Origin of the sequence: Frateuria sp. YIM B11624, assembly GCF_049727805.1 — a bacterium.
Lineage (GTDB): Bacteria > Pseudomonadota > Gammaproteobacteria > Xanthomonadales > Rhodanobacteraceae > Frateuria_A.
Genome location: NZ_JBCNYA010000014.1, coordinates 23,570 through 48,853 on the forward strand (window position 1 = coordinate 23,570; position 25,284 = coordinate 48,853).

At 69.6% G+C, this 25,284-nt stretch carries 22 protein-coding genes; 12 read left to right on the forward strand and 10 right to left on the reverse strand.

The window, feature by feature from the left end; translation table 11 throughout:
- Positions 1-39 precede the first annotated feature (39 nt).
- The 3 genes from hemA to AAIL17_RS08955 all read left to right on the forward strand — a co-directional run bounded on the left by hemA (position 40) and on the right by AAIL17_RS08955 (position 4,745).
- Complete coding sequence (gene hemA, locus AAIL17_RS08945) at positions 40-1,305, forward strand: glutamyl-tRNA reductase (protein WP_424682477.1); 1,266 nt, start codon at positions 40-42, stop codon at positions 1,303-1,305.
- Between the two features lie 78 nt (positions 1,306-1,383).
- Positions 1,384-2,460, forward strand: a complete 1,077-nt coding sequence (gene prfA, locus AAIL17_RS08950; RefSeq protein ID WP_424682478.1) for a peptide chain release factor 1 — start codon at positions 1,384-1,386, stop codon at positions 2,458-2,460.
- A 179-nt stretch (positions 2,461-2,639) separates the two neighbouring features.
- Complete coding sequence (locus AAIL17_RS08955) at positions 2,640-4,745, forward strand: tetratricopeptide repeat protein (RefSeq protein ID WP_424682479.1); 2,106 nt, start codon at positions 2,640-2,642, stop codon at positions 4,743-4,745.
- A gap of 80 nt (positions 4,746-4,825) precedes the next feature.
- Here AAIL17_RS08955 and AAIL17_RS08960 read toward each other — a convergent pair whose 3' ends face one another.
- The 3 genes from AAIL17_RS08960 to AAIL17_RS08970 are packed head-to-tail and all read right to left on the reverse strand — an operon-like array spanning position 4,826 to position 6,826.
- Positions 4,826-5,092 (reverse strand): acylphosphatase, encoded by a 267-nt coding sequence (locus AAIL17_RS08960; RefSeq protein ID WP_424682480.1) that lies wholly within the window; start codon positions 5,090-5,092, stop codon positions 4,826-4,828.
- A gap of 1 nt (position 5,093) precedes the next feature.
- Positions 5,094-5,561, reverse strand: coding sequence for a TlpA family protein disulfide reductase (locus tag AAIL17_RS08965; RefSeq protein WP_424682481.1), 468 nt, complete (start codon positions 5,559-5,561; stop codon positions 5,094-5,096).
- Entirely contained in the window at positions 5,558-6,826 is a 1,269-nt protein-coding gene (locus AAIL17_RS08970) for a YihY family inner membrane protein (protein WP_424682482.1), read from the reverse strand. Before AAIL17_RS08970 ends, AAIL17_RS08965 begins: the two co-directional genes overlap by 4 nt.
- Positions 6,827-6,901: 75 nt before the next feature.
- Between AAIL17_RS08970 and wrbA the strand changes: the two genes are divergently transcribed.
- The 4 genes from wrbA (at position 6,902) to AAIL17_RS08990 (ending at position 10,219) form a co-directional block, all read left to right on the forward strand.
- Entirely contained in the window at positions 6,902-7,516 is a 615-nt protein-coding gene (gene wrbA, locus AAIL17_RS08975; RefSeq protein ID WP_424682483.1) for an NAD(P)H:quinone oxidoreductase, read from the forward strand.
- Positions 7,513-7,863: a DUF2069 domain-containing protein gene (locus tag AAIL17_RS08980; protein WP_424682484.1), complete on the forward strand. Its 351-nt coding sequence runs from the start codon at positions 7,513-7,515 to the stop codon at positions 7,861-7,863. The genes wrbA and AAIL17_RS08980 overlap by 4 nt, the downstream gene beginning before the upstream one ends.
- Positions 7,864-8,008: 145 nt before the next feature.
- Positions 8,009-9,643, forward strand: coding sequence for an acyl-CoA dehydrogenase family protein (locus AAIL17_RS08985; RefSeq protein ID WP_424682485.1), 1,635 nt, complete (start codon positions 8,009-8,011; stop codon positions 9,641-9,643).
- Between the two features lie 90 nt (positions 9,644-9,733).
- On the forward strand, positions 9,734-10,219 hold the full coding sequence (locus AAIL17_RS08990; RefSeq protein ID WP_424682486.1) for an asparaginase domain-containing protein: 486 nt from the start codon (positions 9,734-9,736) through the stop codon (positions 10,217-10,219).
- Positions 10,220-10,272: 53 nt separating this feature from the next.
- Here the strand turns inward: AAIL17_RS08990 and AAIL17_RS08995 are convergent, their stop codons facing one another.
- From AAIL17_RS08995 to sufT, 4 genes are all read right to left on the reverse strand, one after another.
- Entirely contained in the window at positions 10,273-12,606 is a 2,334-nt protein-coding gene (locus AAIL17_RS08995; protein ID WP_424682487.1) for a protease pro-enzyme activation domain-containing protein, read from the reverse strand.
- A gap of 501 nt (positions 12,607-13,107) precedes the next feature.
- Positions 13,108-15,468 (reverse strand): protease pro-enzyme activation domain-containing protein, encoded by a 2,361-nt coding sequence (locus tag AAIL17_RS09000; protein WP_424682488.1) that lies wholly within the window; start codon positions 15,466-15,468, stop codon positions 13,108-13,110.
- 573 nt (positions 15,469-16,041) lie between these two features.
- Positions 16,042-18,198 carry a M4 family metallopeptidase gene (locus tag AAIL17_RS09005; RefSeq protein WP_424682489.1) on the reverse strand — a complete coding sequence of 719 codons (2,157 nt, stop codon included), beginning with the start codon at positions 18,196-18,198 and terminating at the stop codon, positions 16,042-16,044.
- Positions 18,199-18,643: 445 nt separating this feature from the next.
- Positions 18,644-19,201: a putative Fe-S cluster assembly protein SufT gene (gene sufT, locus AAIL17_RS09010; RefSeq protein ID WP_424682490.1), complete on the reverse strand. Its 558-nt coding sequence runs from the start codon at positions 19,199-19,201 to the stop codon at positions 18,644-18,646.
- A 234-nt stretch (positions 19,202-19,435) separates the two neighbouring features.
- Here sufT and AAIL17_RS09015 point away from each other — a divergent pair, with 234 nt between their 5' ends.
- A complete protein-coding gene (locus AAIL17_RS09015; protein ID WP_424682491.1) occupies positions 19,436-19,855 on the forward strand; it encodes a hypothetical protein in 420 nt (139 codons plus the stop codon).
- 74 nt (positions 19,856-19,929) lie between these two features.
- On the opposite strand, the gene AAIL17_RS09020 is transcribed toward AAIL17_RS09015, so the two are convergent.
- Both AAIL17_RS09020 and AAIL17_RS09025 read right to left on the reverse strand, forming a co-directional pair.
- Positions 19,930-21,357: an NAD(P)(+) transhydrogenase (Re/Si-specific) subunit beta gene (locus tag AAIL17_RS09020; RefSeq protein ID WP_424682492.1), complete on the reverse strand. Its 1,428-nt coding sequence runs from the start codon at positions 21,355-21,357 to the stop codon at positions 19,930-19,932.
- Positions 21,357-21,659: an NAD(P) transhydrogenase subunit alpha gene (locus AAIL17_RS09025; protein ID WP_424682493.1), complete on the reverse strand. Its 303-nt coding sequence runs from the start codon at positions 21,657-21,659 to the stop codon at positions 21,357-21,359. Before AAIL17_RS09025 ends, AAIL17_RS09020 begins: the two co-directional genes overlap by 1 nt.
- Positions 21,660-21,800: 141 nt before the next feature.
- On the opposite strand from AAIL17_RS09025, the gene AAIL17_RS09030 reads away from it, so the two are divergent.
- From AAIL17_RS09030 to AAIL17_RS09040, 3 genes are read left to right on the forward strand one after another with little or no spacing between them, the layout of a single operon-like run.
- Positions 21,801-22,385: an RNA polymerase sigma factor gene (locus tag AAIL17_RS09030; RefSeq protein ID WP_424682494.1), complete on the forward strand. Its 585-nt coding sequence runs from the start codon at positions 21,801-21,803 to the stop codon at positions 22,383-22,385.
- Complete coding sequence (locus AAIL17_RS09035; protein WP_424682495.1) at positions 22,382-22,828, forward strand: hypothetical protein; 447 nt, start codon at positions 22,382-22,384, stop codon at positions 22,826-22,828. Before AAIL17_RS09030 ends, AAIL17_RS09035 begins: the two co-directional genes overlap by 4 nt.
- A 3-nt stretch (positions 22,829-22,831) precedes the next feature.
- Positions 22,832-23,350 carry a DUF3106 domain-containing protein gene (locus AAIL17_RS09040; RefSeq protein ID WP_424682496.1) on the forward strand — a complete coding sequence of 173 codons (519 nt, stop codon included), beginning with the start codon at positions 22,832-22,834 and terminating at the stop codon, positions 23,348-23,350.
- A gap of 164 nt (positions 23,351-23,514) precedes the next feature.
- Here AAIL17_RS09040 and AAIL17_RS09045 read toward each other — a convergent pair whose 3' ends face one another.
- Positions 23,515-24,615, reverse strand: coding sequence for an NAD(P) transhydrogenase subunit alpha (locus AAIL17_RS09045; RefSeq protein ID WP_424682497.1), 1,101 nt, complete (start codon positions 24,613-24,615; stop codon positions 23,515-23,517).
- A gap of 166 nt (positions 24,616-24,781) precedes the next feature.
- Here AAIL17_RS09045 and cdd point away from each other — a divergent pair, with 166 nt between their 5' ends.
- A complete protein-coding gene (cdd, locus tag AAIL17_RS09050; RefSeq protein ID WP_424682550.1) occupies positions 24,782-25,195 on the forward strand; it encodes a cytidine deaminase in 414 nt (137 codons plus the stop codon).
- The last annotated feature ends 89 nt before the right edge of the window (positions 25,196-25,284 follow it).

The window sequence follows — 25,284 nt, forward strand, 5'->3', positions numbered from 1 at the left end:
CCGCCGCGGATCCTCCGTCGTCATTTCGCATTCCACGCCATGCCGCTGATCGCCCTCGGGCTCAATCACCTCACCGCGCCGGTCAGCCTGCGCGAGCAGGTGGCGTTCGACACCGACGCCGCCGGCGAGGCGTTGCGCGAGCTGAAGGCCGAGCCCGGCGTGGAAGAAGCGCTGATCCTGTCCACCTGCAACCGCACCGAGCTTTACGTCGGCGTGGCCGAAGGCGCCGAACAGGCACCGCAGGCCTGGCTCAACCGGCACCACCGCTTGACCCCGGGCAGGCTCGACGAGTTCCTCTACCGGCACGACGAGGACGCCGCGGTGCGCCACATGTTCCGCGTCGCCACCGGGCTGGACTCGATGGTGCTGGGCGAGCCGCAGATCCTGGGCCAGGTGAAGGACGCCTACCAGCTCGCGCGCGAGGCGCAGGCGCTGGGCGCACCGCTCGACCGCCTGCTGCAGCACACCTTCGCCGTGGCCAAGCGCGTGCGCACCGACACCCGCATCGGCGCGCACACCGTCTCGGTGGCATTCACCGCCGTGCGGCTGGCCGAACAGGTGTTCACCGACCTCAAGCAGGCTTGCGTGCTGCTGATCGGCGCCGGCGACACCATCGAGCTGGCCGCGCGCCACCTGGTCGACAAGCGCGTCAGCCGCCTGATCGTGGCCAACCGCACGCTGGAGAACGCGCAGGAACTGGCCAGCCGCTACGGTGGCTACGCGATCGCGCTGGCCGACCTGCCGCAGCACCTGGCCGAAGCCGACATCGTGATTTCCTCCACCGCCGCGCGGCAGCCGGTGGTGACCCGCGCGATGGTCGAGTCGGCGGTGGCCGCGCGCAAGCGCAGGCCGATGTTCATGGTCGACATCGCGGTGCCGCGCGACATCGACCCGGCGGTGGCCGAACTGGAAGACGTCTATCTCTACGGCATCGACGACCTGCAGCAGGTGATCGACGACAACCGCCGCTCGCGTGAAGCCGCGGCGCGCGAGGCCGAGACCATCATCGACCTGCAGGTGGACCGCTACATGGCGTGGCGCCGCGCACTGACCCTGCGCAACCCGGCGATCGACCTGCGCCAGCACGCCGAGCGCTATCGCGATGAGGTGCTGCTCAAGGCGCAGGCGATGCTCGCGCGCGGCAAGTCGCCGGACGAGGCGCTGGCGTTCCTCGCCAACACGCTGACCAACAAGCTGCTGCACCACCCCAGCGCGCGCCTGCGCGAGGCGGCACTGAACGGCGACCTGGACCTGCTGCACGCGGCCGGGCGGCTTTACGGCGAGTCCGAGCCGAGGGACGAGTAGCGAGGGCGGCTGGCTGCCGCGTCCCGCTCCGCCCGCCGGCCGCATGCCGGCCCCCTCCCTCGTGCCACTCTTGCCGCCATGACCCCATCGATCCGCCGCAAACTCGAGTCCCTCGCCGAGCGCCACGAGGAAATCGGCCTGCTGCTCGCCCAGCCGGACGTGCTCGCCGATGCCAACCGCTTCCGTGACCTCTCGCGCGAGTACGCGCAGATCGAACCGGTCGCCGCCGCACTGCGCGAACACGACGACGCCGAGCGCGAGCTGGCCGAGACCCGCGCCATGCTGTCCGACCCGGAACTGCGCGAGATGGCCGCCGACGATGTCGAGCGGCTGCAAGCGCGCCTGCTGGAGCTCGACGGCGAACTGCAGATCCTGCTGCTGCCGAAGGACCCGCGCGACGAGGCCAACCTGTTCCTCGAGGTGCGCGCGGGCACCGGCGGCGACGAGGCGGCGCTGTTCGCCGGCGACCTGTTCCGCATGTACGCACGCTACGCCGAACGCCGCCGCTGGCACGTCGAAGTGCTCAGCGAGAACCCGGGCGAGCATGGCGGCTACAAGGAAATCGTGGCGCGCATCGAAGGCAAGGGCGCCTATTCGCGGCTGAAGTTCGAATCGGGCACGCACCGCGTGCAGCGCGTGCCGGAAACCGAATCGCAGGGGCGCATCCACACCTCGGCCGCCACCGTGGCGATCCTGCCCGAGATGGACGAGATCGAGGACATCGAGATCAACCCGGCGGACCTCAAGACCGACACCTTCCGTGCCTCCGGCGCCGGCGGCCAGCACGTCAACAAGACCGATTCGGCGATCCGCATCACGCACCTGCCCACCGGCATCGTGGTCGAGTGCCAGGACGAGCGCAGCCAGCACAAGAACCGCGCCCGCGCGCTGTCGCTGCTGAAGGCGCGCCTGCTCGACGAGGCGCAAAGCAAGCAGGCCGCCGCGCAGGCGCAGGAGCGTCGCCTGCAGGTCGGCTCCGGCGACCGCAGCCAGCGCATCCGTACCTACAACTTCCCGCAGGGCCGCATTACCGACCACCGCGTCAACCTCACCCTGTACCGCCTGCCCGAAGTGCTCGCCGGCGACCTCGACGAGCTGGTCGACACGCTCACCCGCGAGCACCAGGCGGACGAGCTGAAGAGTCTCGCGTCGTAAGCAGCCGCAGTGCCGCAGGATTCGCGCGGCACACGCCAGTGCGTCTTTTCCCTTGAACTGCCTGCCATGGCATCCTTGCGCGCAGCGGCAGTGCCGGCCAGCGTGACGGGCTTCGGGGAGCCAATGGCGACGACAACAGCTTTCTTGGGGATGCCCGCCGGCAGGACGGGCCCGGCCGCATGACCGCGAACCCGCGCGCCGAGCTGGACGCCTTGCTCGAGCGGCTGGCGCACCTGTTGCGCCAGCGCGCCAGCGGCGATGCCGAGGCCCTCGCGGCGCGTTCGCGGCAGGTGTTCTCGCGCTCCGGCGAACTGGCGCGCCTGCATGGCATCGCGTTGCTGCAGCTCGGGCGGTGCCAGGAAGGGCTGGCCGCCCTGCACCGCGCCGCGGAGCTCGCACCCGACAGTATCGAAGTGCAGTGCAACCTGGCCAACGTGGCGCTGGAGGACGGCCGCCCGGAAGCGGCCATCGAGCGCCTGCAGGTCGCGCTCGCGCGCGCGCCGGGCCATCCGGTGGTGCTGCAGGCGCTGGGCGTGTCGATGATGGCCGCCACCCGTTTCGATGAAGCCCGCGATACCTTCGCCCAGGCGCTGCGGGCAGCGCCGACGCATCCGGGACTGCACCTGAACCTGGCGGAGGCCGAGCTGGAACGCGGCGACACCGCGCAGGCGCTCGCGCACGTACGCGAAGCGTTGAAGCTGGCGCCGCGCCTGGATGCGGCCCATGCGCTGCTGGGCCACGTGCTGCATGCCCAGGGACACGGTGCCGAGGCCGCGCAGGCGTGGCTCGAGGCGGAGCGGCTGGCTCCGGACGAACCGCGCCACGCATTCCAGGCCGCGCGCATGCTGGATGAGGCCGGCCGGCTGGAGGAGGCGGCAGCGGCCTACGCCCGGGCGCTGCGCCTGGCGCCCCGCTCCGGTCCCGCGTTGAGCCGACTGGCCTACACGCGGCGCCAGCTTGCCGAATGGAGCGAACAGGCGACGCTGACGGCGCGCATGCGCGAAGCCGTCGAAGCGGGGCACCAGGGCATCGTGCCGTTCGCGCTGCTGGTCGAGCCGTTCGACCGCGCGCTGCAACGCAAGGCGGTCGAAACCTTCACCCATCCGGTCGAACAGAACCTGGCGCCGCTGCGCCGGCAGCTTGCGTTCACCTACCCGCGCCCCGCGCCGGATGCGCCCATCCGTGTCGGCCTGGTGTCCAACGGGTTCGGCGAGCATCCGGTCGGACGGGCCGTGGCCGGCCTGGTCGAGGCGCTTGCGGACATGGGCGGGCTCGACGTGCACCTGTTCGCCACCACCGCGGATGACGGCGGGCCGGTGCGTCGGCGATTGGCCGGTGCAACGACGCTGCACGCGATCGATGCGTTGGCGCCGGCGCAGGGCGCGCAGGCCATCCACGCGACGGGCGTCGAGGTGCTGTTCGACCTCACCGGCTACGGCGCGCGCTCCAATGCCGGCCTGCTGGCGCTGCGACCCGCGCCGCTGCAGGTGAGCTGGCTGGCCTACCCGGGTACCTCCGGCGCGCCGTGGATCGATTACATCCTCGCCGACACGGTGGTGTTGCCGCCGTCGCATCGCGCCGACTACAGCGAGAAGGTGCTGCGCCTGCCGCGCTGCTTCCTGCCGGCCGCGGCGCCTGCCGACCTCCCTCCCGCGCCCACGCGCGCCGGGTGCGGCCTGCCCGAAACCGGCGTGGTCTTCGCCTGCTTCAACGCCACCGGCCAGATCGGTCCGCAAGTCTTCGCGCGCTTCATGCAGGTGCTGCGCGAGGTAGCCGGCAGCGTGTTGTGGCTGCGCGCCGGTCCCGGCGGCGCCGACGACCGGCTGCGTGCCGAGGCCGCTGCACAGGAGGTGGCGGCGGAACGCCTGGTGTTCCTTCCGCAACTGCCGCACGAGCCGTACCTGGCGCGCTACGCGCTGGTCGATCTGTGCCTGGACACGCTTCCGCGCAGCGGCCGTACCACGGCCGCGGACGCGCTGTGGGCCGGCTGCCCGCTGCTGACCTGCGCCGGCGCGACCTTCGCCGGACGCACCGCCGCCAGCCTGCTGCACCACGCGCACCTGCCCGAACTGGTGAGCGAGGACGCCGACGGCTTCGTGGCGATGGCCGTGCAACTGGGCCGCAATCCGGTCGCACTCGCGGCCTTCCGCGAGCACCTGGCGAGCCTTCGCGCGCAGTCGCCGCTGTTCGACGTCGCCGGTTTCGCAGCGGACTTCCGCCGCGTGGTGCAGACCATCGGCACCCGCCACCGCATCGGCCGCCCGCCGATCGACCTGGATTTCTGAGGTCAAGGGTGGGCTTCAGCCCACCGGTCCGATAACCCGGAAACGAAAGGTGGTGGGTTGAAACCCACCCTACGAAGGGCCTATCCGGTCGTGAAGGAGCGGGCCGCTTCGCCCTCGAACGGCGCCCGTTCGACACCTTCCACTTCGGCCGCCGGCGGGCCTTGCCACAACCAGCGCTCCAGCGCATCGAGCGCATCCGGCTCGCCGTGCGCGATCACCTCGACGCGGCCGTCCGCCAGGTTGCGGGCGTGGCCGGTCAGGCCCAGTTGCCGCGCCTGCGTGCGGGTGCTGGCGCGGTAGAACACGCCCTGCACCACGCCGCTGACGAGGAAGCGCGCGGCTGCCATGTCACTTGCCGATCGCCGCGCCCAGCGACTGCCCGGTCACCGGGCCGACGAAACGCTTGGCCACGTGGCCGTCGGGCGCGACCAGGTAGGTGGTGGGCAGCCCGCGCGGTTCGTCGAAATCCTTCGGCGCATCGTCCAGGCTGACCTGGGCGATCGGGTAGCTGACCGGGTGCTTGGCCAGGAAGGCCTGGATGTCGGCCTTGTCGCTGTCCTCGTAGGCCAGTCCGATCGCGCGCACGTTGGCGTGGCTGGCGACAAAGTGCGAGATGTCCGGCATCTCCTTGATGCACGGCACGCACCAGGTCGCCCAGAAGTTGACGATCACCCAGTGCCCGCGCTGCGCGGCCAGGTCGAATGGCTTGCCGTCGAGGGTGGTCACCTTCAGCGACGGCTGCGCGGGCATCGCCGCGTGCGCGGGAACCGCGGCGGCGAGCAGGCACGCGGCAAGGGCGAGGGAGGGGATCTTCATGCCGAAAGGTTCTCCGGGTCGGCCGGGGGAGTGGCGGGGAAAGTGTGGTCCAGTCGCGTGCCCAGCGTTGCGTCGAGCATCCGCGCCACCTCGCCGAGCAGTTCGATCAGCGCCGGCGGCAGGTTGATGCCCAGCGCCCGTGCCTCTTCCATGGGGCGCAGCGGCAGGCGGTAAGTGGTGTGACGATACACCCGCAGCAGGTCGGTGCTGTCGAGGCTGCGACTCAGCAGCCAGCCGCCCGCTTCGCCGCGCTGGATCAGGTCGGCGCGCTGCAGGTCGTCGAAGTAGCTGACGATGCTGGCGCTGCGCAGGTAAGGCTCCTGCAGGCGGATCGTGGCCGGGTCCACGTTGCAGCCCTGGCGCTGCGCCTCGACGAAGTGGCGCAGCACCACCATCAGGCCGAGGAACTCGGCGCCCTCCGGCAGCGTCTGCGCCGGCGCGTGGTACTCGTAGGCCGACAGCGACGCGGCCACCGAGGCGCCGAGGATCGCGATCACCCAGGAGAGGTAGATCCACAGCAGGAAGATCGGGATCGTCGCCAGCACGCCGTAGATCTGCTGGTAAGTCTGTGCGTTGCTGACGAACAGCGTGAAGCCCCAGCGGGCGATCTCGAACAGCACCGCGCCGAGCAGCGCGCCGATCGCCGCATCGCTGCGCCGCACGCGGCAGTTGGGCACCACCGCATACATCAGCCACAGGGTGATGAAGGTGACCACGAACGGCAGCACGCCGAGCAGCCGCTGGCCCAACCCAAGTTGTGCATAGGCGCCCGCCAGCAGCGGCATCGCGGTGACGTAGGAAGTGACGGCGATGCCGCCGACCGCCAGGATCGGCCCCAGCGTCAACGCGGCCCAGTACAGCAGCAGCCGCGAGCTCCAGCTGCGCGGCTGGTGCACGCGGAAGATGCGGTTGAGCCGGTCCTCGATGCTGATCATCATCGACAGCGCACTGAACAGCATCACCAGGATGCTGATGCCGGTGAGCTGGCTGGCGTTGGCGGCGAAGGTCTGCAGCGTGGCCTGCACCTTCGCCACCGTGGTCGGCAGGAAGTTCTGGAACACGAAGTTCAGCAGCACGTCGCGAGCGCTCTGGAACACCGGGAACACCGACAGCATCGCCAGCACCGCCACCATCAGCGGCACCAGCGAGACCAGCGTGGTGTAGGACAGCGCGCCGGCGGTCTCGAAGCACTTGTCGTCGATGAACCGCTGCCAGATGAAGCGGCTGAAGCTGAGGGCGCGGTCGCGATCGAAACGCCAGGCCATGGGCGACACCATCAAGCGGGAGGCGGCCGCTACACTACCCGATCGCCGGTGAACGCCCAACCGAACCGAAGGCCTATGACCCCGGAACCCATCAGACACGCGATCCTGGTCCTCTACTACAGCCGCAGCGGGCATACCGCCCAGCTCGCGCGGCTGATCGCCCGCGGCGTGGAAGAGGCCGGCCTCGAGGCGCGCCTGCGCCAGGTGCCGCCGGTGGCGCCGGTGACCGAAACGGCGCAGCCGCCGGTGCCGGACGAAGGCGCGCCGTACGTCACCCGCGCCGACCTGGCCGAGTGCGTGGGCCTGGCGATGGGCAGTCCCACGCGCTTCGGCAACATGGCCGCGCCGCTCAAGCATTTCCTCGACACCACCGGCGCCGAGTGGGCGAGCGGCACGCTGGCCGGCAAGCCCGCGGCGGTGTTCACTTCCACCAGCACGATGCACGGCGGCCAGGAATCCACGCTGCTGACGATGGCGCTGCCGCTGCTGCACCACGGCATGCTGCTGCTGGGCATCCCGTATACCGAGCCGGCGCTGACCGCCACCGCCAGCGGCGGCACGCCCTACGGCGCCAGCCATGTCGCCGGTGCCAAGGGCGACAACGCGATCAGCGAACATGAGCGGGAACTCGCGCGCGCGCTGGGCCGGCGCCTGGCGGAAGCCGCACGCAAGCTGGCGGCAAACGCATGAGCACGCCCGTGGCGCTGTCCTACCGCGTCGGCCGCGTTGCCTGGTTCGCGCTGATCGCCTTGCAACTGGTCTGGCACGGCTGGCTGGCCCGCCCCGAACATCTGCCGACCTGGCTGGTGCTGGCGGTCACCGTGGTGCCGCTGCTGCTGCCGTTCACCGCGCTGCCCGACCTGCGCCGTGCGCTGCTTTGGGTGGGCATCCTCAGCCTGTTCTATTTCTGCCACGGCGTGGCGGAGGCGTGGAGCGCGCCCACCGAGAAGTGGCTGGCACTAGCGGAGATCGGTCTGACGCTGTTGCTGATCGTTGCGCTGGGGACGGGAGTCAGGCGCAGGAAGCCGCAGGCCTGAGTCCACTGCCCGCGGGTGTCCGGCAGCGTCCCCCGGGAACCGCCCGCCCCGCCTGCACGGGCGTGGCGCCGGCGCCGAAGCGCCTCCACGCTCCGCCCCGCACGCCGTCCCTATACTCGCGCGTATCGTCCCGACGGAGCGCGCCATGGACTTCCTGCAGACCGCGCCGCAACTGGTCCATCCCTACCGCAACGATCGCACCCTGCTGGCCTTGCTGGACCGGGTGATCCCGCCCTTGCGCCGCCCCGCGCTGGATGCCGACCTCGACGCGTTGGGCGACTACGCGCAGATCGCCTGGGAACGCGCCCGCCGCAGCACGCCGCGCACGCCGGTGCTCACGCGCTGGGATGCCTGGGGCCGCCGCGTGGACCGCATCGAGCTGACCCAGGCCTGGCAGGAAGGGCCGCAACTGACCACCCGCCACGGCATCCTCGCCGCCGGCCAGGAGCCGCACGAGCACGCGCGGCTGGAGCAGTTCGCGCGCGTCTACCTCTACCACCTGGCCAGCGAGTTCTACACCTGCCCGCTGGCGATGACCGACGGCGCGATCGCGGCGCTGAAGGCCGCCGGCAACCAGGCGCTGGCCGAACGCGCGCTGCCGCATTTCCTCAGCCGCGACCCGGCCACCTTCTGGCTGAGCGGGCAATGGATGACCGAGACCGCCGGCGGTTCCGACGTGGGCCGCACCGGCACCGTCGCGCGGTGCGGCGAAGGCGGCCAGTGGCGGCTGCATGGGCGCAAGTGGTTCAGCTCGGCGGTGGTGGGCGAGGCGGCGCTCGCGCTGGCGCGCCCGGAGGGCGCGGGCGACGGGACGGGTGCGCTGGCGCTGTTCTACGTCGAGACCATGGACGGCGCCGCGCGCAAGCCGGAACTAGTCATCGATCGCCTCAAGGACAAGCTGGGCACCCGCGAACTGCCCACCGCCGAGATCCACCTGGATGGCCTGCCCGCCTGGCCGCTGGGCGAACTGGCCCACGGCGTGCGGCAGGTCGCGCCGATGCTCAACGTCACGCGCACCTGGAACGCCGTCTGTGCGGTGGCGAGCATGGCCCGCGCGCTGGCGCTGGCCTGCGACTACGCGGCGCGCCGTGAAGTTTTCGGCCGCCCGCTGATCGAGCAGCCGCTGCATGCGCAGACGCTGGCCGACATGCGCGCGGAGTTCGAGGGCGCGTTCGCGCTCGCCTTCGAAGTGGTGCAATTGCTCGGCCGCGTGGAACAGGGCGGGGCCGCGCCGCACGAGCCCGCGCTGCTGCGCCTGCTCACGCCGCTGGCCAAGCTGTGGACCGGCAAGGCCGCGGTGGCGCTGTGCTCGGAGGCGCTGGAGTGCTTCGGCGGGGCCGGTTACATCGAGGACACCGGCCTGCCGCAGTTGCTGCGCGACGCGCAGGTCTACGCGATCTGGGAGGGCACCACCAACGTGCTGGCGCTGGACAGCCTGCGCACGCTGGGCGAGGGTCTGACCGCGCTGCGCACGGCGATCGACGGCTGGGTGGCCGGCAGCCACGAACCCGAAGCGGTGGCGCCGATCATCGCCGCGTTCGACGCCGCCGCACGGCAGGCGCAGGCATCGGGCGGCGAGCGCGCGGCACTGGAAGCCTCCGCCCGCGGCCTGGCCATCACGCTGGCGCGTTGCGCCGCCGCCGCGCTGCTCGCGCGCCAGTCGACCTTCGCCCGCGGGCGCTGCGACATGCGCCCCGGTGCGGCGCTGCGACGCTTTGTGGCGCGGGGGCTGGATCGGCTGGTGCGTGCGGACACGGCCGACACCCACCTGTTGCTGTGAGTCCGGGCGGACGGCCGATCGCGCAAGGCCGCCGCGCCGATCACCCGAGCCGTTAGACTATCGCTCTCCCTACCTGCGTCAGAAGCCTCCATGCAGCACCTGAGCATCGTCACCACCGGCGGCACCATCGACAAGATCTACTTCGACGACAAGTCGGACTACAAGATCGGTGCGCCGCAGATCGGCGAGATCCTGAGCCAGCTCGGCGTCGCGTTCGCCTTCGATGTGATCCCGATCCTGCGCAAGGACAGTCTGCACATGAGCGCCGAGGACCGCGCGCTGGTGCGCTCGACCATCGAGGCGCAGCCGCACCGGCACGTGCTGGTGACCCATGGCACCGACACCATGGTCGAGACGGCGCGCGAGCTGGCTTCGATCCCGGGCAAGGTGATCGTGCTGACCGGCGCGCTGAACCCGGCGCGCTTCCAGGGTTCCGACGCGGTGTTCAACATCGGCTGCGCGGTCGCCGCGGTGCAGACGCTGCCCGACGGCGTCTACATCACCATGAACGGGCGCGTGTGGGATCCGGCCAAGGTGCGCAAGAACCGTGACGCCAACCGCTTCGAACAGGCCTGAAGCGATCGTGCGTGGAAACGAGGGCCGCCCGGTGGCGGCCCTCGTCGTTTGCGTCACTGCACCGTCAGCGTCACGTCGTCGAGCACGAACGAGGTCTGCAGCGAATAGTCCTCGGTGCCCACGAAGCGGATCTTCACCGTCTGCCCGATGTACGGGGACAGGTTGGCCGTGTGCACCACGTAGCCCGATGCGGCATTCAGGTTGGAGAACGTCGCGAGCGTGCGGAGCACCGTGCCCGACGTGCTGAGCACCTGCACCTTGAGCTTGTCGTAGGCGTAGGTCGAGGTGCCCTCGTCGGTGTCGACGTGCAGGTAGTACTGCAGCGTGGCCGAGGTCCGGCCGCCCGGGATGCTCACCTGCTGCGTCAAGCGGTCGGTGTGGCTCTGGCCGTAACCGTCCAGCCATGCCTTCCACGCGCCCTGGTGCGCGGGCTCCACGCTGCTGTTGTCGATCACGCCGGCGCTGGCGCTCCACGGCGCGGCCGAGCCGGTCTCGAAACCGGTGTTGCCCAGCAACTGGCTGCCGCCGCCACCGCCGCCGCTGACGGTCACCGCGTGGGTGACGCTGTCGCTGGCGCCGTCGTTGTCGGTCACGGTAAGGGTGACGTTGTAGGTGCCGCCCGCCGCGTAGGTATGGCTCGGGTTGGTCGCGGTCGAACTGCCGCCGTCGCCGAAGTTCCAGGAGCGCGAGGCGATGCTGCCGTCGCTGTCGGTGGAACTGTCGGTGAAGGTCGCCGTGAGTCCGCTCACCGAATCGGTGAAGCCTGCCACCGGCGGCGTGTTGCCGCCGCCACCGCCACCGCCGAGGTCATTCGCGACGTTGGCGATGATCATGCTGCCGAAGCCGCTGGTGAAGTCCCAGCCGGCGGTCGCGCTCTCGCCGCCGTTGTTGCCGGAGGTCACGTCGTGGAAGTCCGACGCGGGCAACTGGTAGATCAACGGCGCGGCGAAGCCCAGCCCGGTGCCCTTGATCGCCAGCATGCGCGCCCACACGCCGGCGAAGATCGGCGCCGACAGGCTGGTGCCGCCGACCTGCTCGCCGGAGCCGTTGACCACGATCACCGCGCCGCTGTTCGGGTCGCCATCGAAAGCGATGTCGGGCACGCCGCGGGTGCTGCCCGGCACCACGCCGTTCTGCCAGCTCGGTTGCGGCTCGAAGGTGCTCGGGCTGCCGCCGGTACCGCTCCACACGGTTTCGCCGTTCCAGCTGGTGCCGGAGGTGTTGAGCGTGGTGCCGCCCACCGCCACCACGTAGGGCGAGCTGGCCGGCTGGCTGGGCGTGGTGCCGCCGTCGCCGCACTCGTCGGCGCCCGAATCGCCGGAGGACACCGAGAAGGTCTGGCCTTGCGCGACCGCCTGCTGGAACGCCTGGTCGTCGGCCGCCGCCGAGCCGTCCTGCTGGGTGTAGGTCTCGCACTCGCCCAGCGAGACGTTGATGATCTTGGCCTGGTTGTCCGACACGATCCTGTTGATGTCGGCGGTGAGGTTGGCGTTGGACAGCGTCGGGATGTTGTAGAAGATGATCTTGCCGACCTGGCCGCCGGCGGCGCCGACGATGTCCTGACTGTCCAGGTTCCACTCGACCACGCCGCTGGTGTCCGAACTGGTGCCGTTGGTGTTGATGGTCTGCGTGGTGACCGCCGGCAGGCCGTTGTTCGAGGTGAAGGTGTTGAGGTCGGTGATGGTCTGGGTGATCTTGCCCTGGGTGATGATGCCGACCGTCACGCCCGCCGCGTTCTGCACGCCGGCGCCGCCGTAGATCGCCGAGAAGTCGACCGGGTTGTGGCCGGTCACCGATTGCGGGCTCAGCCCGCTGCTGCGTACCTTCACGAAGGTGTGCGGCCGATGCACGTCCTGCAGGCCGATCACCGAGAGCACGCTGCTGCGCAGCGCCGCGGGAATGCGCACGTCGCCGGTGTTCATGTAGGCCGCGCGGCCGTGCCTGTCGCGCACGCTGGCGAAGGGCGTGCCGAAGGCGGCGGTGGCGACGTCGGCGGTGCCGTCGGCGGAAACCAGCAGGCGGTTCGGCGCAATGCGCACGTTGGAGAAGCCGGCACGACGCAGGTAGTCGGCCACCGCGTTGGCCTGGTCCTGCGTAGGCGAATGGTTGGCGACGAACTGCTGGCTGCTCATCGCGCGCTGCGCGATCAGCAGGCTGGGCGAGCGTGCCGCCTGCAGAAAGCTGTGCAACTGCGCCTGGTTGCGCAGCTTCAGCGCCACCTCGACGTGCATGGGCTGCGACGCGGCGAGCGGGCCGACGAGACGTTCACCCTGCTGCAGGCGTGGCGCGTGCGCGAGGGTGACCTGGGCGTCGGCGGCGCAGACGTTGGTGGCGGCGACCGTGGCAAGCGCGGCGGCCAGCAGGGTGAGGCGGAATTCATGGGTCATGGCAAATCTCCCTTTGGTTTTTCAAAGACGCACGGGCCCGATGCGGCCCGTACGGACCTCATGCGTAGGTGTCGCTGGTGCGACCGTTCCGGTTCTTGGTGGCCAGCGATCCCGCTTGCCGTCGGCCCGGGCGCCTTCTCCCCTGGATTCCCTGCGGAGGCGCGTTGCGTGGCGGTCCGATAGCTGGCGCCGTCATCCCCTTCGATGGCGGGGCCGCGGCAGGAAGTCCGTCGACTTCCGTGCGACGGAGCGGGTCGACCATGGGCTTGCTCCATGGGAGCGTCAATAGGAATTTTTCAAAACGTGATTGCGTTCGTTAGGCCATTTACCGATGTAAATGGAGCGTGCAGAAACGCAATTTCATGCGCATTAATTCGGCTACTTCGACACGCATTTTCTTCGCATAAACGAAAGCGCCCGGCACGATCAATGCCGGGCGCTTCGATCAGACCAGGCAAACAGGCACCGGAACCCTGGCCCTGCAGGGTTCCGGCGCTTGCCTCACTGCACGGTGAGGGTCACGTCGTCGAGCACGAACGAGGTCTGCAGCGAGCTGTCCTCGGTGCCCCGGAAACGCAGGGTCACCGTCTGCCCGATGTACTTGGACAGGTTAGCCGTGTGCACGGCATAGCCGGAGACCTTGTTGAGGTTGGAGAAGGTCGCCAGCGTGCCCAGCACGGTGCCCGAACTGTTGAGCACCTGCACGCTCAGCTTGTCGTACGCGGTCGAGCTGGTGGTCTCGGACGTGTCGATGTGCAGGTAGTACTGCAGCGTGGCCGAGGTCTTGCCGCTGGGGATGCTGACCTTCTGCGAGACCGTGTCGGTATGGCTGCTGCCGTAGCCGTCCAGCCAGGCCTTCCACGAACCCTGGTGCGCAGGTTCCGCACTGCTGTTGTCGATCACGCCGGAACTGGCGCTCCACGGTGCGGCCGAACCGGTCTCGAAGCCGGTGTTGCCCAGCAACTGGCTGCTGCCGCCGCCACCGCCGCTGCTGACGGTCACCGCCTGGGTCTTGCTGTTGCTGGCGCCGTCGTTGTCGGTCACGGTCAGGGTGACGTTGTAGGTGCCGCCCGCCGCGTAGGTGTGGCTCGGGTTGGTCGCAGTCGAGCTGGTGCCGTCGCCGAAGTTCCAGGAGCGCGAGGCGATGGTGCCGTCGCTGTCGGTGGAGCTGTCGGTGAAGTTCACCGTCAGGCCGCTGGCGATGTCGCCGAAGTTGGCCACGGGCGGGTTGTTGGTCCCGCCGCCGCCACCGCCCAGGGCATTGATGGCGCTGGCCATCATGATGCTGCCGCGGCCGCTGGCCAGGTCGTAGCCCGCGCCCGCCGTCTCGCCGTCGTTGTTGCCCGAGGTGACGTCATGGAACACCGAGGCCGGCAACTGGTAGATCAGCGGACCGGCGAAGCCCACGCTGGTGCCCTTGGCCGCCAGCACCCGCGTCCAGAAACCGGAGAACAGCGGAGCCGCCAGGCTGGTGCCGCCGATCTGCTGCGTCGCGCCGTTGACGATCACCTTGGCGCCCGACTCCGGGTCGCCGTCGAACGCCACGTCGGCGACGCCGCGATGGCTGCCCGACCACAGCGTCTGCCAGCTCGGCTTGGGTTCGAAGGTGCTCTCGCTGCCGCCGGTGGCGCCTTCGTTGGCGGCCAGTTCGTTCCACACCGTCTCGCCATTCCAGGTGGTGGTGGAGGCGTCGAGCTTGGTGCCGGCCACCGCGATCACGTACTGCGAGGCGGCGGGCCAGCTCGGGGTGGTGCCGCCGTCGCCGCACTCGTCGGCGCCGCTGTCGCCGGTGGAGATCGAGAAGGTCTGGCCCTGCGCAACCGCCTGCTGGAAGGCCTGGTCCTGCGCCGCGGCCGAGCCGTCGCCCTGCGCGTCGGTCTCGCACTCGCCCAGCGACACGTTGATGATCTTGGCGGTGTTGTCCGAGACTACCTTGTTGATGTCGGCGGTGAGGTTGGCGTTGGACAACGTCGGGATGTTGTAGAAGACCAGCTTGCCGACCTGGCCGCCGGCCATGCCGACGATGTCCTGGCTGTCCAGGTTCCACTCGCCGACGCCGCTGGTGTCCGAGCTGGTGCCGTTGGTGTTGATGGTCTGCGTGGTGACCGTCGGCAGGCCGTTGTTCGAGGTGAACCTGTTGAGGTCGGTGATCGTCTGGCTGAGGCTGCCCTGGGTGATGATGCCCACCGTGACGCCCGCGCCGGTCGGTGCGCCCGCGCCGCCGTAGATGGAGGCGAACTCGGTCGGATTGTGGCCGGTGATCGCCTGCGGGGTGAGGTCGTTGCCGTGGAACTGCACGACCGTGTGCGCCTGGTGCACGTTCTGCAGGCCGATCACCGACAGCACGCTGTCGGCGATCGCGGCCGGCACGCGCGGCTCGCTGGTGTTCATGAAGGCGGCGCGGCCATGCCTGTCGCGCACCTGGGCGAACTGCGTGCCGAAAGCGGCGGCGGCCACGTCGGCGCTGCCGTCGGCGGAAACCAGCATGCGGTTCGGCGCGATGCGCACGTTGGTGAAGCCGGCCTGGCGCAGGTAGTTGGCGACCGCATTGGCCTGGCCCTGCGTGGGCGAGTGGTTGGCAAGGAACTGCTGCGGCGTCATGTGGGTCGGCGCGGCCAGCAGGTCGGGCGAATGGGCCGCCGCGATGAACTGGTGCAGTTGGGCCTGGTTGCGCAGCTTCAGCGCCACCTCGACGTGCAGCGGCTGCGAGGCCGGGAGCTGTCCCACGATCGCCTCGTCGCGGTGCAGCTGCGGGGCGTGGCCGAGCGCGATCATCGCCGGCTGGGTGACGGCGGCGGCCGAACCGGCGACCGCCATGCCCAGCGCAGCCGCCAGCAGCTTGATACGAACATCTGTTGCCATGTCGAACTCCTGTCTTTTTCCGGGCCGAGCGACACCGATGCGGTCGGTCGACCCCATGCGCATATGCCGCACGCGTGCGGCGCCTGGTTGGTTTTGCAGCGATCCCGCCCCTCGAACGGACGCCCTCCCCCCTTTCCCTGGCGGCGTCGCGCTGCGGTCTTGAAGGTGGCTCCCCGTCTTTTGGTGCGGGTGCCGCCGGCGGATGCCGGCCGCCTGCCGTGGCGACCGGACCGGATCGAAATTAGGCCTTCGGAAAATAACCGGTCAATAGGAAAAATACCCGAGTTGCGGCTTATGTACGCGATTTATTGTCGCATTATCTTTCGATTTATTTTTCATTCAATCGCAGGTTAATGCGCATATTCCCGGCATGCTTCCGCGTAGGAAAAATTCTTCTCCATCCGAGGGTGAATGACACACGGTCGGCGGCAAACTGCCAGGGCCGAAGCACCATCGGACCGTGACCCAAGCCGGTACTGACCTGCAAAAAAAAGAACCCCGGCCGAAGCCGGGGTTCTCCCTGGAACTGCCAGGCGACTGCGCCGGTTGCCGGGCGCAGTCGCGAGGCCGACCTCAGTTCAGCGTTTCGGTCAAGGTCACGCCGGAGAACGTCTGATACGCACGCACCCGGATGTAGTAGGTGGTGGTCGTCGACGGTGTGAAGGTGCAGCTCTCGTTGTTGCCGGTCAGGTACGGGCGGCAGTTGTAGGCGGTGGTGGTCGGCGCAGCGCCAGCCCGCACGTACAGGTCCGCGTCACCGGTACCGCCGGAGATCGCAAACTTCGCCGTGTGCCCGGCCTGCACCGTTTCGGTGTAGGTAGCCGACCAGTTGCCGGTGCTCACGGTCGGCAGGGGCACCGAATCGGTGCCGCCGCCACCGCCGCCGCCCGTGGTGTAGGACGCCTTCACGGTGACGCTGGAGTACGACGAGTAGCCGTGCACCTTGATGTAGTAGGTGCCCGCCTGCGGCGCGGAGACGGTGCAGCTCTCGTTGTTGCCGTTGAGGTATGGACGGCAGTCGTAGCTGCTGGTGGTCGGCATCGTGCCGAACTTGGTGTACAGGTCGGCATCGCCGCTGCCGCCCGAAATCGACATCACCAGGTTGCTCGCGCCAGCCGGCACCTGGATGCTGAAGTTGTTGTCCGCACCAGCCGCGCCGGAAACGCCGCTGACCGGCACGCCGTTGCTCAGGGCGGTCGTGCCGCCACCGCCGCCGCCACCGCTGCCCGGGCAGGTCACGCCCACGCCGTTGAAGGCGGTGATCACGTCGTTCTTCGTGTAACCCAGGTCGTCGGCCGCCGACTCGACGCCGCAGGCGCCGTCGTTGAAGTTGGTGGTGGCGCCCCAGTACGACTTGTTGGCCAGCTGGAACACCTGGAAGGCCTTTTTCACGTCCCAGCCGCTGGTCTTGGCCAGCAGGCAAAATGCCTTGTTGTACACGCCCGAGGAGTAATGCACGTCCAGGCCGTTGTAGTAGTCGGCCGCGTTGTCGATCGAGCCGCCGTCCTGCGGCGGGTTGCACATGTAGCGCAGCGCGTCGCCGATGCCGGCGCTGGCCTTGACGATGTCCGCGCCGACCAGGAAATCCGCCGTGCCGCGGTCATAGAACTCGGCCGCTTCGCCGGCGATGTCCGAATAGGCCTCGTTCATGCCGCCGGACTGGCCGCTGTATTCCAGGCCGGAGTTCTGCTCGGTGTAGCCGTGGCTGATCTCGTGGCTGGTCACGTCCAGCGACACCAGCGGATAGAACGTGCTGGCGCCGTCGCCGAAGTTCATCGACGAGCCGTTCCAGAACGCATTCTCGTAATTGCTGCTGTAGTGCACGTTCATGCGCAGCTGCATGTTCAGCGGCGGCGCGCCGGTGTAGGCGACGTACATGTCGTGCACGACGCCGCCGAAGTGGTGCGCGTCGTTGACCGGCGAGTAGGCGCCGTTGATCGGGTCGGTGTTGCTGGTCGGGCAGGTGAAGTTGACCAGCGTGCCGCCGCTCGTCCCGTGGTTGAGGTTGTAGGTCACCACATTGGTGTTCTGCAGGTAGCAGGTGCTGCCCGACTGGGTGACCTGCAGCGCGGCGTAGTCGGTGCCGTAGTAATACTCGCCGGTCTTCTGGTTGCCGCCGGGGCCGTTGGCGGTGGCGTCGGTCAGGCCTTCCCAGCTCTTGACCACTTCGCCGGTGTGCGCGTCGACGATCGCGGTCGGGCGGCTCGGATGCTGCCCGCCGACGAAGTAGGAAGTGCGATAGACCAGGCGCGGCGAGCCGTTCTCCTGCGGATAGACGAACAGGTCGGCCTTCTTGTTGCTGATCGCGGCACCAGCCTGAAGCGTGGTGTGCGCATGCGCCTGCAGCTTGGCGATGGCCTGGGCTGCGCTCAGCTTCGGCGTGACCGACAGCGGCGCGGCCAGGTTGGCCGGCAGCTTCATCACTTCGCCGGTGGCGTGCAGCACGTTGCCGTGCACGTCCTGCACCACCGCGACACTGCGGCCGTAGACCGGCACGCCGCGGTACATCTGCTGCTGGCGCACGACCTGCTTGCCATTGGGCAGGTGCGCCGTGCTGCGTGCGGACAGGGACATGTCCGCGCCCAGGTTCAGGCGCGCCGCGAGGCTGCCGGCCGGCACCGCGCCAAGGTTCTGCGCGTTCACGTGCTCGCTGTTCGCTGCCACGGCGGCCGAGGCGCAGGCCATGCCGATGGCGGCAACCAGGAGCTTGAGACGGATATTGCTAGGCATTTCAGGTACTCCATGAAGAGAGAAATTCGGGGCGAACGACCCTGATGCGGTCGCGTGGACCCCATGCGTGAATTCGCCGTGTCAGGCACGGCACCTTGGTTTTGCCAACGGTCCTGGCTGCATCCCGTTCGCGCCATCTCCCTCCCCTTTTCCTCCGTGAGGGGAGCAGCACGCGGACTCATTCATGCGAGTGCGACGCGTAACCCCTGGCGTCGCTGCAGGACCATCCGTCAACCTCCCCGCCAACGGATTCGTCGACAATAAGAAGGAACTTGCGGAGCGGCAAGGGTGAATTTTTCCTAGGGTTCCGAACTGTGACGGCTCGTGTTAGATGCGCGCGAAAACCGCGTCACTGCGCCGCGCAAGGCACGTGATCGTGTGGTGTGCGCACGCACAAGAAAGCCCGGCCAGGCCGGGCTTTCTTGTGACGTCGCGCGCGTTCAGGCTAGAGCATGCCGGTTTCCAGTTTGGCCGCATCCGACATCATCGAATGATTCCACGGCGGATCGAACACCAGATCGACGTCCGTCTCGGCGACGGTGGGAATCAGCTCGAGCTTGGTGCGGACGTCGTCGACCAGGATGTCGCCCATGCCGCAGCCGGGGGCGGTCAGCGTGAGCTTGACGTAGACCTTGCGCGCACCGTTTTCCGCGGCGTCGATCGACACGTCGTAGACCAGCCCCAGCTCGACCACGTTGATCGGGATCTCCGGATCGAACACGGTGCGCAGTTGCTGCCAGACCAGCTTCTCCACGTCCTCGTCGCTGGCATCGGCGGCCAGTTCGATCGGCGGCGGCGGTTCCTTGCCGAGCGCGTCGGCGTCGTTGCCGGCGATGCGGAACAGGTTGCCCTCAACGTACACGGTGAAGCTGCCGCCCAGCGCCTGGGTGATGTAGCCGATCTGCCCGGCCGGGAGCATCACGCTCTCGCCCTGGGGCACCATCACCGCCGCGCAATCGCGCTCCAGGGTGAAGGGTTCGCTGCTCAGACTGAAACCACTCATGCCGATCCTGCCGATCATCCGACGAAGCCGCGGGGACGCTGCGGCGAAGCACTCTATTATGCCGCGCCGGCGTCGCCGGCCGCTGATCAAGATCAGGTCCGCGCGGCCGATCTCAAGGAAGCGGACAGGCGCCTGCGGCCGGGTGGGCGCCTGCGCGCGCTATCATGCCCGTTTGCCCAGGAGCCGCAGGAACCGCATGCCTTTCGACCCTCCACCGCAGCGTGGGCCCCGCCCGTGCGCCTGATTTCGCTGCTGTTCGCCGCCTTCAGCGCCGCCATGCTGGGCCTGGCCGCCGGCGCCGTGTGGATGCTGCCGACGATGGCCCTGCAGCGCCCGCTGCCGGTGCTGGCGCTGGCCGCGGGCTGGCTGCTGGCGCTGGCCGTGCGCGCCTGGGTGCGCCCGGCCGGCCGTGTGGCCGGCGCTCTGGCGGCAGGGGCGACCGTGCTTGCGGCGATCTACGTGGACGCGTTGACTGCGGCCGCGCGCATCGCCGGCGCCATGGGCATCGGCCTGCTCGATGCCTTGCGCGAGGCCGGACCGTCGATGCTGCTGGCACTGGCGGAACTGGCCGTGCGTCCGGTCGATGTCGCACTCACCCTGGCAGGCGCCCTGCTGGCCGCATGGGTGGCCAGCCGCCGACGCAAATCTGAGTAGGTGGGCTTCAGCCCACCAGCACCGTCCGGCCGATTCGATGGTGGGCTGAAACCCACCCAACAGTCACCCTCCGCTCACGCATCCAGCGTCTTCAACGCCGCGACCAGCTCGCTGGCCACCGCCTGGCCGTCGCCGTACAGCATGCGTGCATTGTCGGCGTAGAACAGCGCGTTCTCGATGCCGGCGAAGCCGGTGCCCTTGCCGCGCTTGACCACGATGACGTTCTTCGCCGCCGCCACGTCCAGGATCGGCATGCCGTAGATCGGCGAGGCCGGGTCGGTCTTGGCCAGCGGGTTCACGACATCGTTGGCGCCGATCACCAGCGCCACGTCGGTGCTCGGGAACTCCGGGTTGATCTCGTCCATGTCGGCGATCAGGTCGTAAGGCACGCCCGCCTCGGCAAGCAGCACGTTCATGTGCCCCGGCATGCGGCCGGCCACCGGATGGATGGCGAACTTCACTTTCACCCCGCGCTCGATCAGCAGCCGCGCGAACTCCCACACCTTGTGCTGCGCCTGCGCCACCGCCATGCCATAGCCCGGCACGATCACCACGCGCTCGGCATAGGCCATCATCACCGCCGCGTCCGACGCCTCGACCGGCTTCTGCGCACCGGCGATCGCCTGCGCCGCGCCCGCCGAAGCACCGAAGCTGCCGAACAGCACGTTGCCGAGCGAGCGGTTCATCGCCTTGGCCATCAACTGCGTGAGCAGGGTGCCGGCGGCACCGACCACGGTGCCGGCGATGATCATCGCCTCGTTGCCCAGCACGAAACCCTCGAACGCCACCGCCAGTCCGGTGAAGGCGTTGTACAGCGAGATCACCACCGGCATGTCCGCGCCGCCGATGGGCAGCGTCATCATCAGCCCGAACAGCAGCGCCAGCGCGAAGAAGCCGGCGACCAGCGGCATCGTGAGCATGCCGCCCACCAGCATGGCGCCGAGCACGATGGCGGCCGCGAGCACCAGCAGGTTGACCATGCGCTGGCCGGGAAAGATGAAGCGCCGGTCCAGCCAGCCCTGCAGCTTGGCGAAGGCGACCAGCGAACCGGAGAAGCTCACCGCGCCGATCAACGCCCCCAGCACCGCCAGCGCGAGTTGCGCGCTGCCCGGCGCCTGGCCGTCGGCGGTGAAGCTGCCGCCGTCGAGCAAGGTGACCGCGGAGCCGGCGAACCCCACCAGCTCGGCCGCGCCGATCGCCGCCGCTGCGCCGCCGCCCATGCCGTTGTAGAGCGCCACCATCTGCGGCATCGCGGTCATCGCCACGCGGCGTCCCGACCACCATGCGGCCGCCGTGCCGATCAGCACCGCGGCCAGGATCAGCCCGCGATGAGCCAGCCCGGGCAGCGCGAAGGTGGCGGCGACCGCCAGCGCCATGCCCACGCCCGCCCACACGATGCCGCCGCGCGCGCTGCGCGGGGAACTCATGCGCTTGAGGCCCAGGATGAACAGCAATGCGGCGAGGAAATAGCAGGCCTTGATCGCCCCCGGCAGCCAGGCCATCAGCGTGGCTCCCCGCGGCCCGGACGGCTGGACTTGAACATCTCCAGCATGCGCTCGGTCACCACGTAGCCGCCTGCCGCATTGCCGGCGCCCAGCAGCACGCCGAGAAAGCCGATACCGATTTCCAGCGGCGTCTGCGCATGACCCAGCGCGATCATGGCGCCGACCAGTACGATGCCGTGAATGAAGTTGGAACCGGACATCAGCGGCGTGTGCAGGATCACCGGCACCCGCGCGATGATCTCGTAACCGGTGAAGGCCGCGAGCATGAAGACATACAGCGCCAGGAACCCGTCGAGCATGACCCCTTCCCCTGTCCGCGCATCCGGTCGAGCGGTACCCGCATCATACGGTTGCGCGTCAACCCGTGCGAGCCTGTCGCGTTGAAGCACCCGACCGAACCGAAACCGGGACCGAGCGCCGATGACGCGGACCGCGACGCCATGAACAGCCTTGCCGGTACCCTCGACAGCGAGCTGCTGGCGGCGGGCGCGCGCGCCGTTCCGGCCTCGCTGGATGCCTTCCTGGCCGACGTGGAGCGCCGCGCCTTCCGCCTGGCCGAGCTGCAGCTGGGCCACCGCGAGGACGCGATGGACGCGGTGCAGGACGCCATGCTGCGGCTGGTCAGGCATTACCGCGAGAAGCCCGCGCAGGAATGGACGCCGCTGTTCTGGGGCATCCTGCGCCGGCGCATCGTCGACCTGCAGCGCCGCCGCAAGGTGCGCTCGATCGTGGTCGGCTGGCTCGGCGGGCGCGACGAGGACGGCGAGGACCTGCCGGCCTGGGAACCGCCGGACAACGCACCCGGACCACTGCAACGGCTGCACGACTCGCAGTCGTGGTCGGACCTCACCGCCGCGGTGCAGCGCCTGCCGCAGCGCCAGCGCGAAGCGTTCCTGCTGCGCATGCTCGAAGGCCTGGACGTGGCGCAGACCGCCCAGGCCATGGGCTGCTCCGAAGGCAGCGTGAAAACCCATCTGTCGCGCGCCATGCACCATCTGCGCGACCAACTGGAGGACTGGCGATGACGCCCGATCCTGACAAGCTCGATACCGACGGTCGCAACCTCGATCGGCGCGGCCTTGACCGGCACGATTCCGAACGGCTCGCCCGCCGTGCCCGCGCGCTCTACCTGGAAGCGAGCCGGCACGTCGACCCGGCCACCGCCGGCCGCCTGCGCGCCGCGCGCCGCCAGGCGCTCGAGGCCGCGCATGCGGCACCGTCGCGGCTGGCCTCGCGCCTGCTACTGCCGGCTGGCGCCTTCGCCGTGCTCGCACTGGCCTCGCTGATGATCTGGCAGCCGCTGCGCCACGCCGACCACGCGCCCCCGCGCGCCGCCTCGGCGGTGCCCACGACGGACGCGGACGGCGACCTGCCGCCGGATGCCGACAGCGCCGACCCGCAGCTTTACCAGAACCTCGACTTCTACGGCTGGCTGGCCGCCAACGACCGCGTCAAGGCGCGACACTGACCGATGAACCGCTTCGCACTGCTTCCGTTGCTGCTCGCCCTGGCCGGCCTGGCGCCGCTGCATGCGCAGGATGCGCCGCCGCCCCCGCCCGCCTCCGCGCCTTCGGCGCCGCGTCCCTGGCAGAGCCTGGATCCGGCCCAGCAGGAGGTTCTCGCGCCCCTGCGCGACCACTGGAACACCCTGCCGCCGCGCAAGCAGGCGCACATGCTCAAGCGTGCCGAGCACTGGGTCACCCTGCCGCCGGACCGGCGCGAGGAGATCCGCCAGCGCATCGCGCGCTGGCAGCAGATGACGCCCGAGGAGCGCCAGCGTGCCCGCGAGAACATGCACAAGTTCCACCGCCTGCCGCCGCAACAGCGCGAACGCCTGCACGAAGCGTACGAGCGCTTCCAGCACATGCCGCCGGACCAGCGCGAGCGGCTGCTGCAGCAATGGCGCTCGCAGACGATCGAGCAACGGCTGCGGGGATTGGACCGCCCGCCACCGGGTGCTCCCCCGCCACCCCCGCCTCCGGGTCACTGAGCGGAGGGCCATCCCCTTGCCGCGCTGCCACTCCCTCTCCCCTCCGGGGAGAGGGCTGGGGTGAGGAGCCACTCTAGCGACAGTCCAACATCAAGGCGTCGCGCGACCGAACTTGTTGCCCAACCCGCCTCACGCCTCCCCGGCGGAGAGAGAAGAACGGGCAGCTATCCCTGGAAATGCGGCTCGCCACCATGGCTCAGGCAGGTGCGCGCCACCAGTTCGTCGTCGAAGTCCGGCACCAGCTCGCCATCGCGCAGCAGCAGTTCCACGAAGTTGTAGACGTTGCGCGCATACATCTCCGACGCGTGCAGCGGCGCCCCGGCGGGCAGGTTCAGCGGCCCGAGGATCGCCACGCCTGCATGCTCCACGCGTTCGCCCGGCCGGGTCAGCTCGCAGTTGCCGCCGCCCTCGGCGGCGAGGTCCACGATCAGCGCGCCGGGTTTCATGCCCTCGACCATCGCCGCCGTGAGGATCTTCGGCGCCGGGCGGCCGGGCACCGCGGCGGTGGTCACGACCACGTCGACCGCCTTCAGGTGATCGGCCAGCGCCTGCTGCTGGGCGGCGCGCTCCTCGGCGGAAAGCTCTCGCGCGTAGCCGCCGCTGCCGGCGGCGCTCACGCCGAGGTCGAGGAACTTCGCGCCCAGCGACTCGATCTGTTCGCGCGTTTCCGGACGCACGTCGTAGCCTTCGGTCTGCGCGCCGAGCCGGCGCGCGGTGGCGATCGCCTGCAGGCCCGCGACGCCCGCGCCGATCACCAGCACCCGCGAGGGACGGATGGTGCCGGCGGCGGTAGTCAGCATGGGAAAGAATTTCGGGCAGGCTTCGGCGGCGATCAGCATCGCTCGATAGCCGGCCACCGCGGCCTGCGAGCTGAGCACGTCCATCGCCTGGGCGCGCGTGGTGCGCGGCAGCAGTTCCAGCGCAAAGGCGGTGAGCCGGTGCTTGCCCAGCGCCACGATGCGCGCGGCCGCGCCGTGCGGGCGCAACTGGCCCACGACCATGGCGCCCTCGCGCAACTGTCCGAACACCGCATCGGTGGGCGGCAGCACGCAGGCGAGCAGGTCGGCCTGCGCCAGCATCTGCGGCGCGTCGGCGAATTCCGTATCGGCATAGGCTGCATCGGGAAACCCGGCCGCCTCGCCTGCGCCATGTTCCAGCAGTACGCGCACGCCCTTGCCGTGCAGCTTCCTGGCCACTTCGGGCGTGATCGCCACCCGCCGTTCCCCGGCGGCCGACTCGCGCAACGCAACCACGGTGATCGTCATGCGGCTCCCCTTCCGAGCGGACGTCCCATCCTAGCCCAACGGCCGCGGCCGCAAGCACGTGCCCGCTTGACCCGCGCCTTGCCGGCCGCAGTAGACTGGCCCACCGGCAGCGCCAAGGCTGGCGCATACGGGGTCTTTGCAAGGGAGATCCCTTTTGTCCACACCGATGCCCCTGCCCGTCGCCGATCCGCTGATGCTCGTGGCCCGCGAGGCGCGCGACCAGGCCTACGCGCCCTATTCGAAATTCCAGGTCGGTGCCGCGGTACGCACCCGCGACGGCCGCACCTTCGCCGGCTGCAACGTGGAGAACGCCGCCTACGGCCTGTGCAACTGCGCCGAGCGCACGGCGCTGTTCAGCGCGGTGGCGGCGGGCTGCCAGCCACGCGATTTCGTGCAGCTGGCGGTGATCGCCGACACCCCCGGGCCGGTCAGTCCCTGCGGCGCCTGCCGCCAGGTGATGGCGGAGCTGTGCGACGAAGCCATGCCGGTGCTGCTGGGCAATCTCGCCGGCGCGCTGGAGGAAACCACCGTCGGCGCGCTGCTGCCCGGCTCGTTCCGCCTGCCCGGCCGCGAAACGTAGGGTGGGCTTCAGCCCACCGCTTTCCCTTACTTGCACATTGGAGAGCGGTAGGCCGAAGCCCACCCTACGCCGGATTACCCCGCCGGCTA

Coding starts and splice junctions, on each gene's coding strand:
- prfA (WP_424682478.1), top strand. CDS start 1,384: ATGACCCCATCGATCCGCCGCAAACTCGAGTCCCTCGCCGAGCGCCAC.
- AAIL17_RS09025 (WP_424682493.1), bottom strand. CDS start 21,659: ATGCTCGACGGGTTCCTGGCGCTGTATGTCTTCATGCTCGCGGCCTTC.
- AAIL17_RS08965 (WP_424682481.1), bottom strand. CDS start 5,561: ATGAAGATCCCCTCCCTCGCCCTTGCCGCGTGCCTGCTCGCCGCCGCG.
- AAIL17_RS08970 (WP_424682482.1), bottom strand. CDS start 6,826: ATGGCCTGGCGTTTCGATCGCGACCGCGCCCTCAGCTTCAGCCGCTTC.
- AAIL17_RS09045 (WP_424682497.1), bottom strand. CDS start 24,615: ATGACGATCACCGTGGTTGCGTTGCGCGAGTCGGCCGCCGGGGAACGG.
- AAIL17_RS08990 (WP_424682486.1), top strand. CDS start 9,734: ATGCAGCACCTGAGCATCGTCACCACCGGCGGCACCATCGACAAGATC.
- AAIL17_RS09005 (WP_424682489.1), bottom strand. CDS start 18,198: ATGCCTAGCAATATCCGTCTCAAGCTCCTGGTTGCCGCCATCGGCATG.
- AAIL17_RS08985 (WP_424682485.1), top strand. CDS start 8,009: ATGGACTTCCTGCAGACCGCGCCGCAACTGGTCCATCCCTACCGCAAC.
- hemA (WP_424682477.1), top strand. CDS start 40: ATGCCGCTGATCGCCCTCGGGCTCAATCACCTCACCGCGCCGGTCAGC.
- sufT (WP_424682490.1), bottom strand. CDS start 19,201: ATGAGTGGTTTCAGTCTGAGCAGCGAACCCTTCACCCTGGAGCGCGAT.
- wrbA (WP_424682483.1), top strand. CDS start 6,902: ATGACCCCGGAACCCATCAGACACGCGATCCTGGTCCTCTACTACAGC.
- AAIL17_RS08980 (WP_424682484.1), top strand. CDS start 7,513: ATGAGCACGCCCGTGGCGCTGTCCTACCGCGTCGGCCGCGTTGCCTGG.
- cdd (WP_424682550.1), top strand. CDS start 24,782: ATGCCCCTGCCCGTCGCCGATCCGCTGATGCTCGTGGCCCGCGAGGCG.
- AAIL17_RS09020 (WP_424682492.1), bottom strand. CDS start 21,357: ATGGCCTGGCTGCCGGGGGCGATCAAGGCCTGCTATTTCCTCGCCGCA.
- AAIL17_RS08995 (WP_424682487.1), bottom strand. CDS start 12,606: ATGACCCATGAATTCCGCCTCACCCTGCTGGCCGCCGCGCTTGCCACG.
- AAIL17_RS08960 (WP_424682480.1), bottom strand. CDS start 5,092: ATGGCAGCCGCGCGCTTCCTCGTCAGCGGCGTGGTGCAGGGCGTGTTC.
- AAIL17_RS09035 (WP_424682495.1), top strand. CDS start 22,382: ATGACGCCCGATCCTGACAAGCTCGATACCGACGGTCGCAACCTCGAT.
- AAIL17_RS08955 (WP_424682479.1), top strand. CDS start 2,640: ATGACCGCGAACCCGCGCGCCGAGCTGGACGCCTTGCTCGAGCGGCTG.
- AAIL17_RS09030 (WP_424682494.1), top strand. CDS start 21,801: ATGAACAGCCTTGCCGGTACCCTCGACAGCGAGCTGCTGGCGGCGGGC.
- AAIL17_RS09000 (WP_424682488.1), bottom strand. CDS start 15,468: ATGGCAACAGATGTTCGTATCAAGCTGCTGGCGGCTGCGCTGGGCATG.
- AAIL17_RS09040 (WP_424682496.1), top strand. CDS start 22,832: ATGAACCGCTTCGCACTGCTTCCGTTGCTGCTCGCCCTGGCCGGCCTG.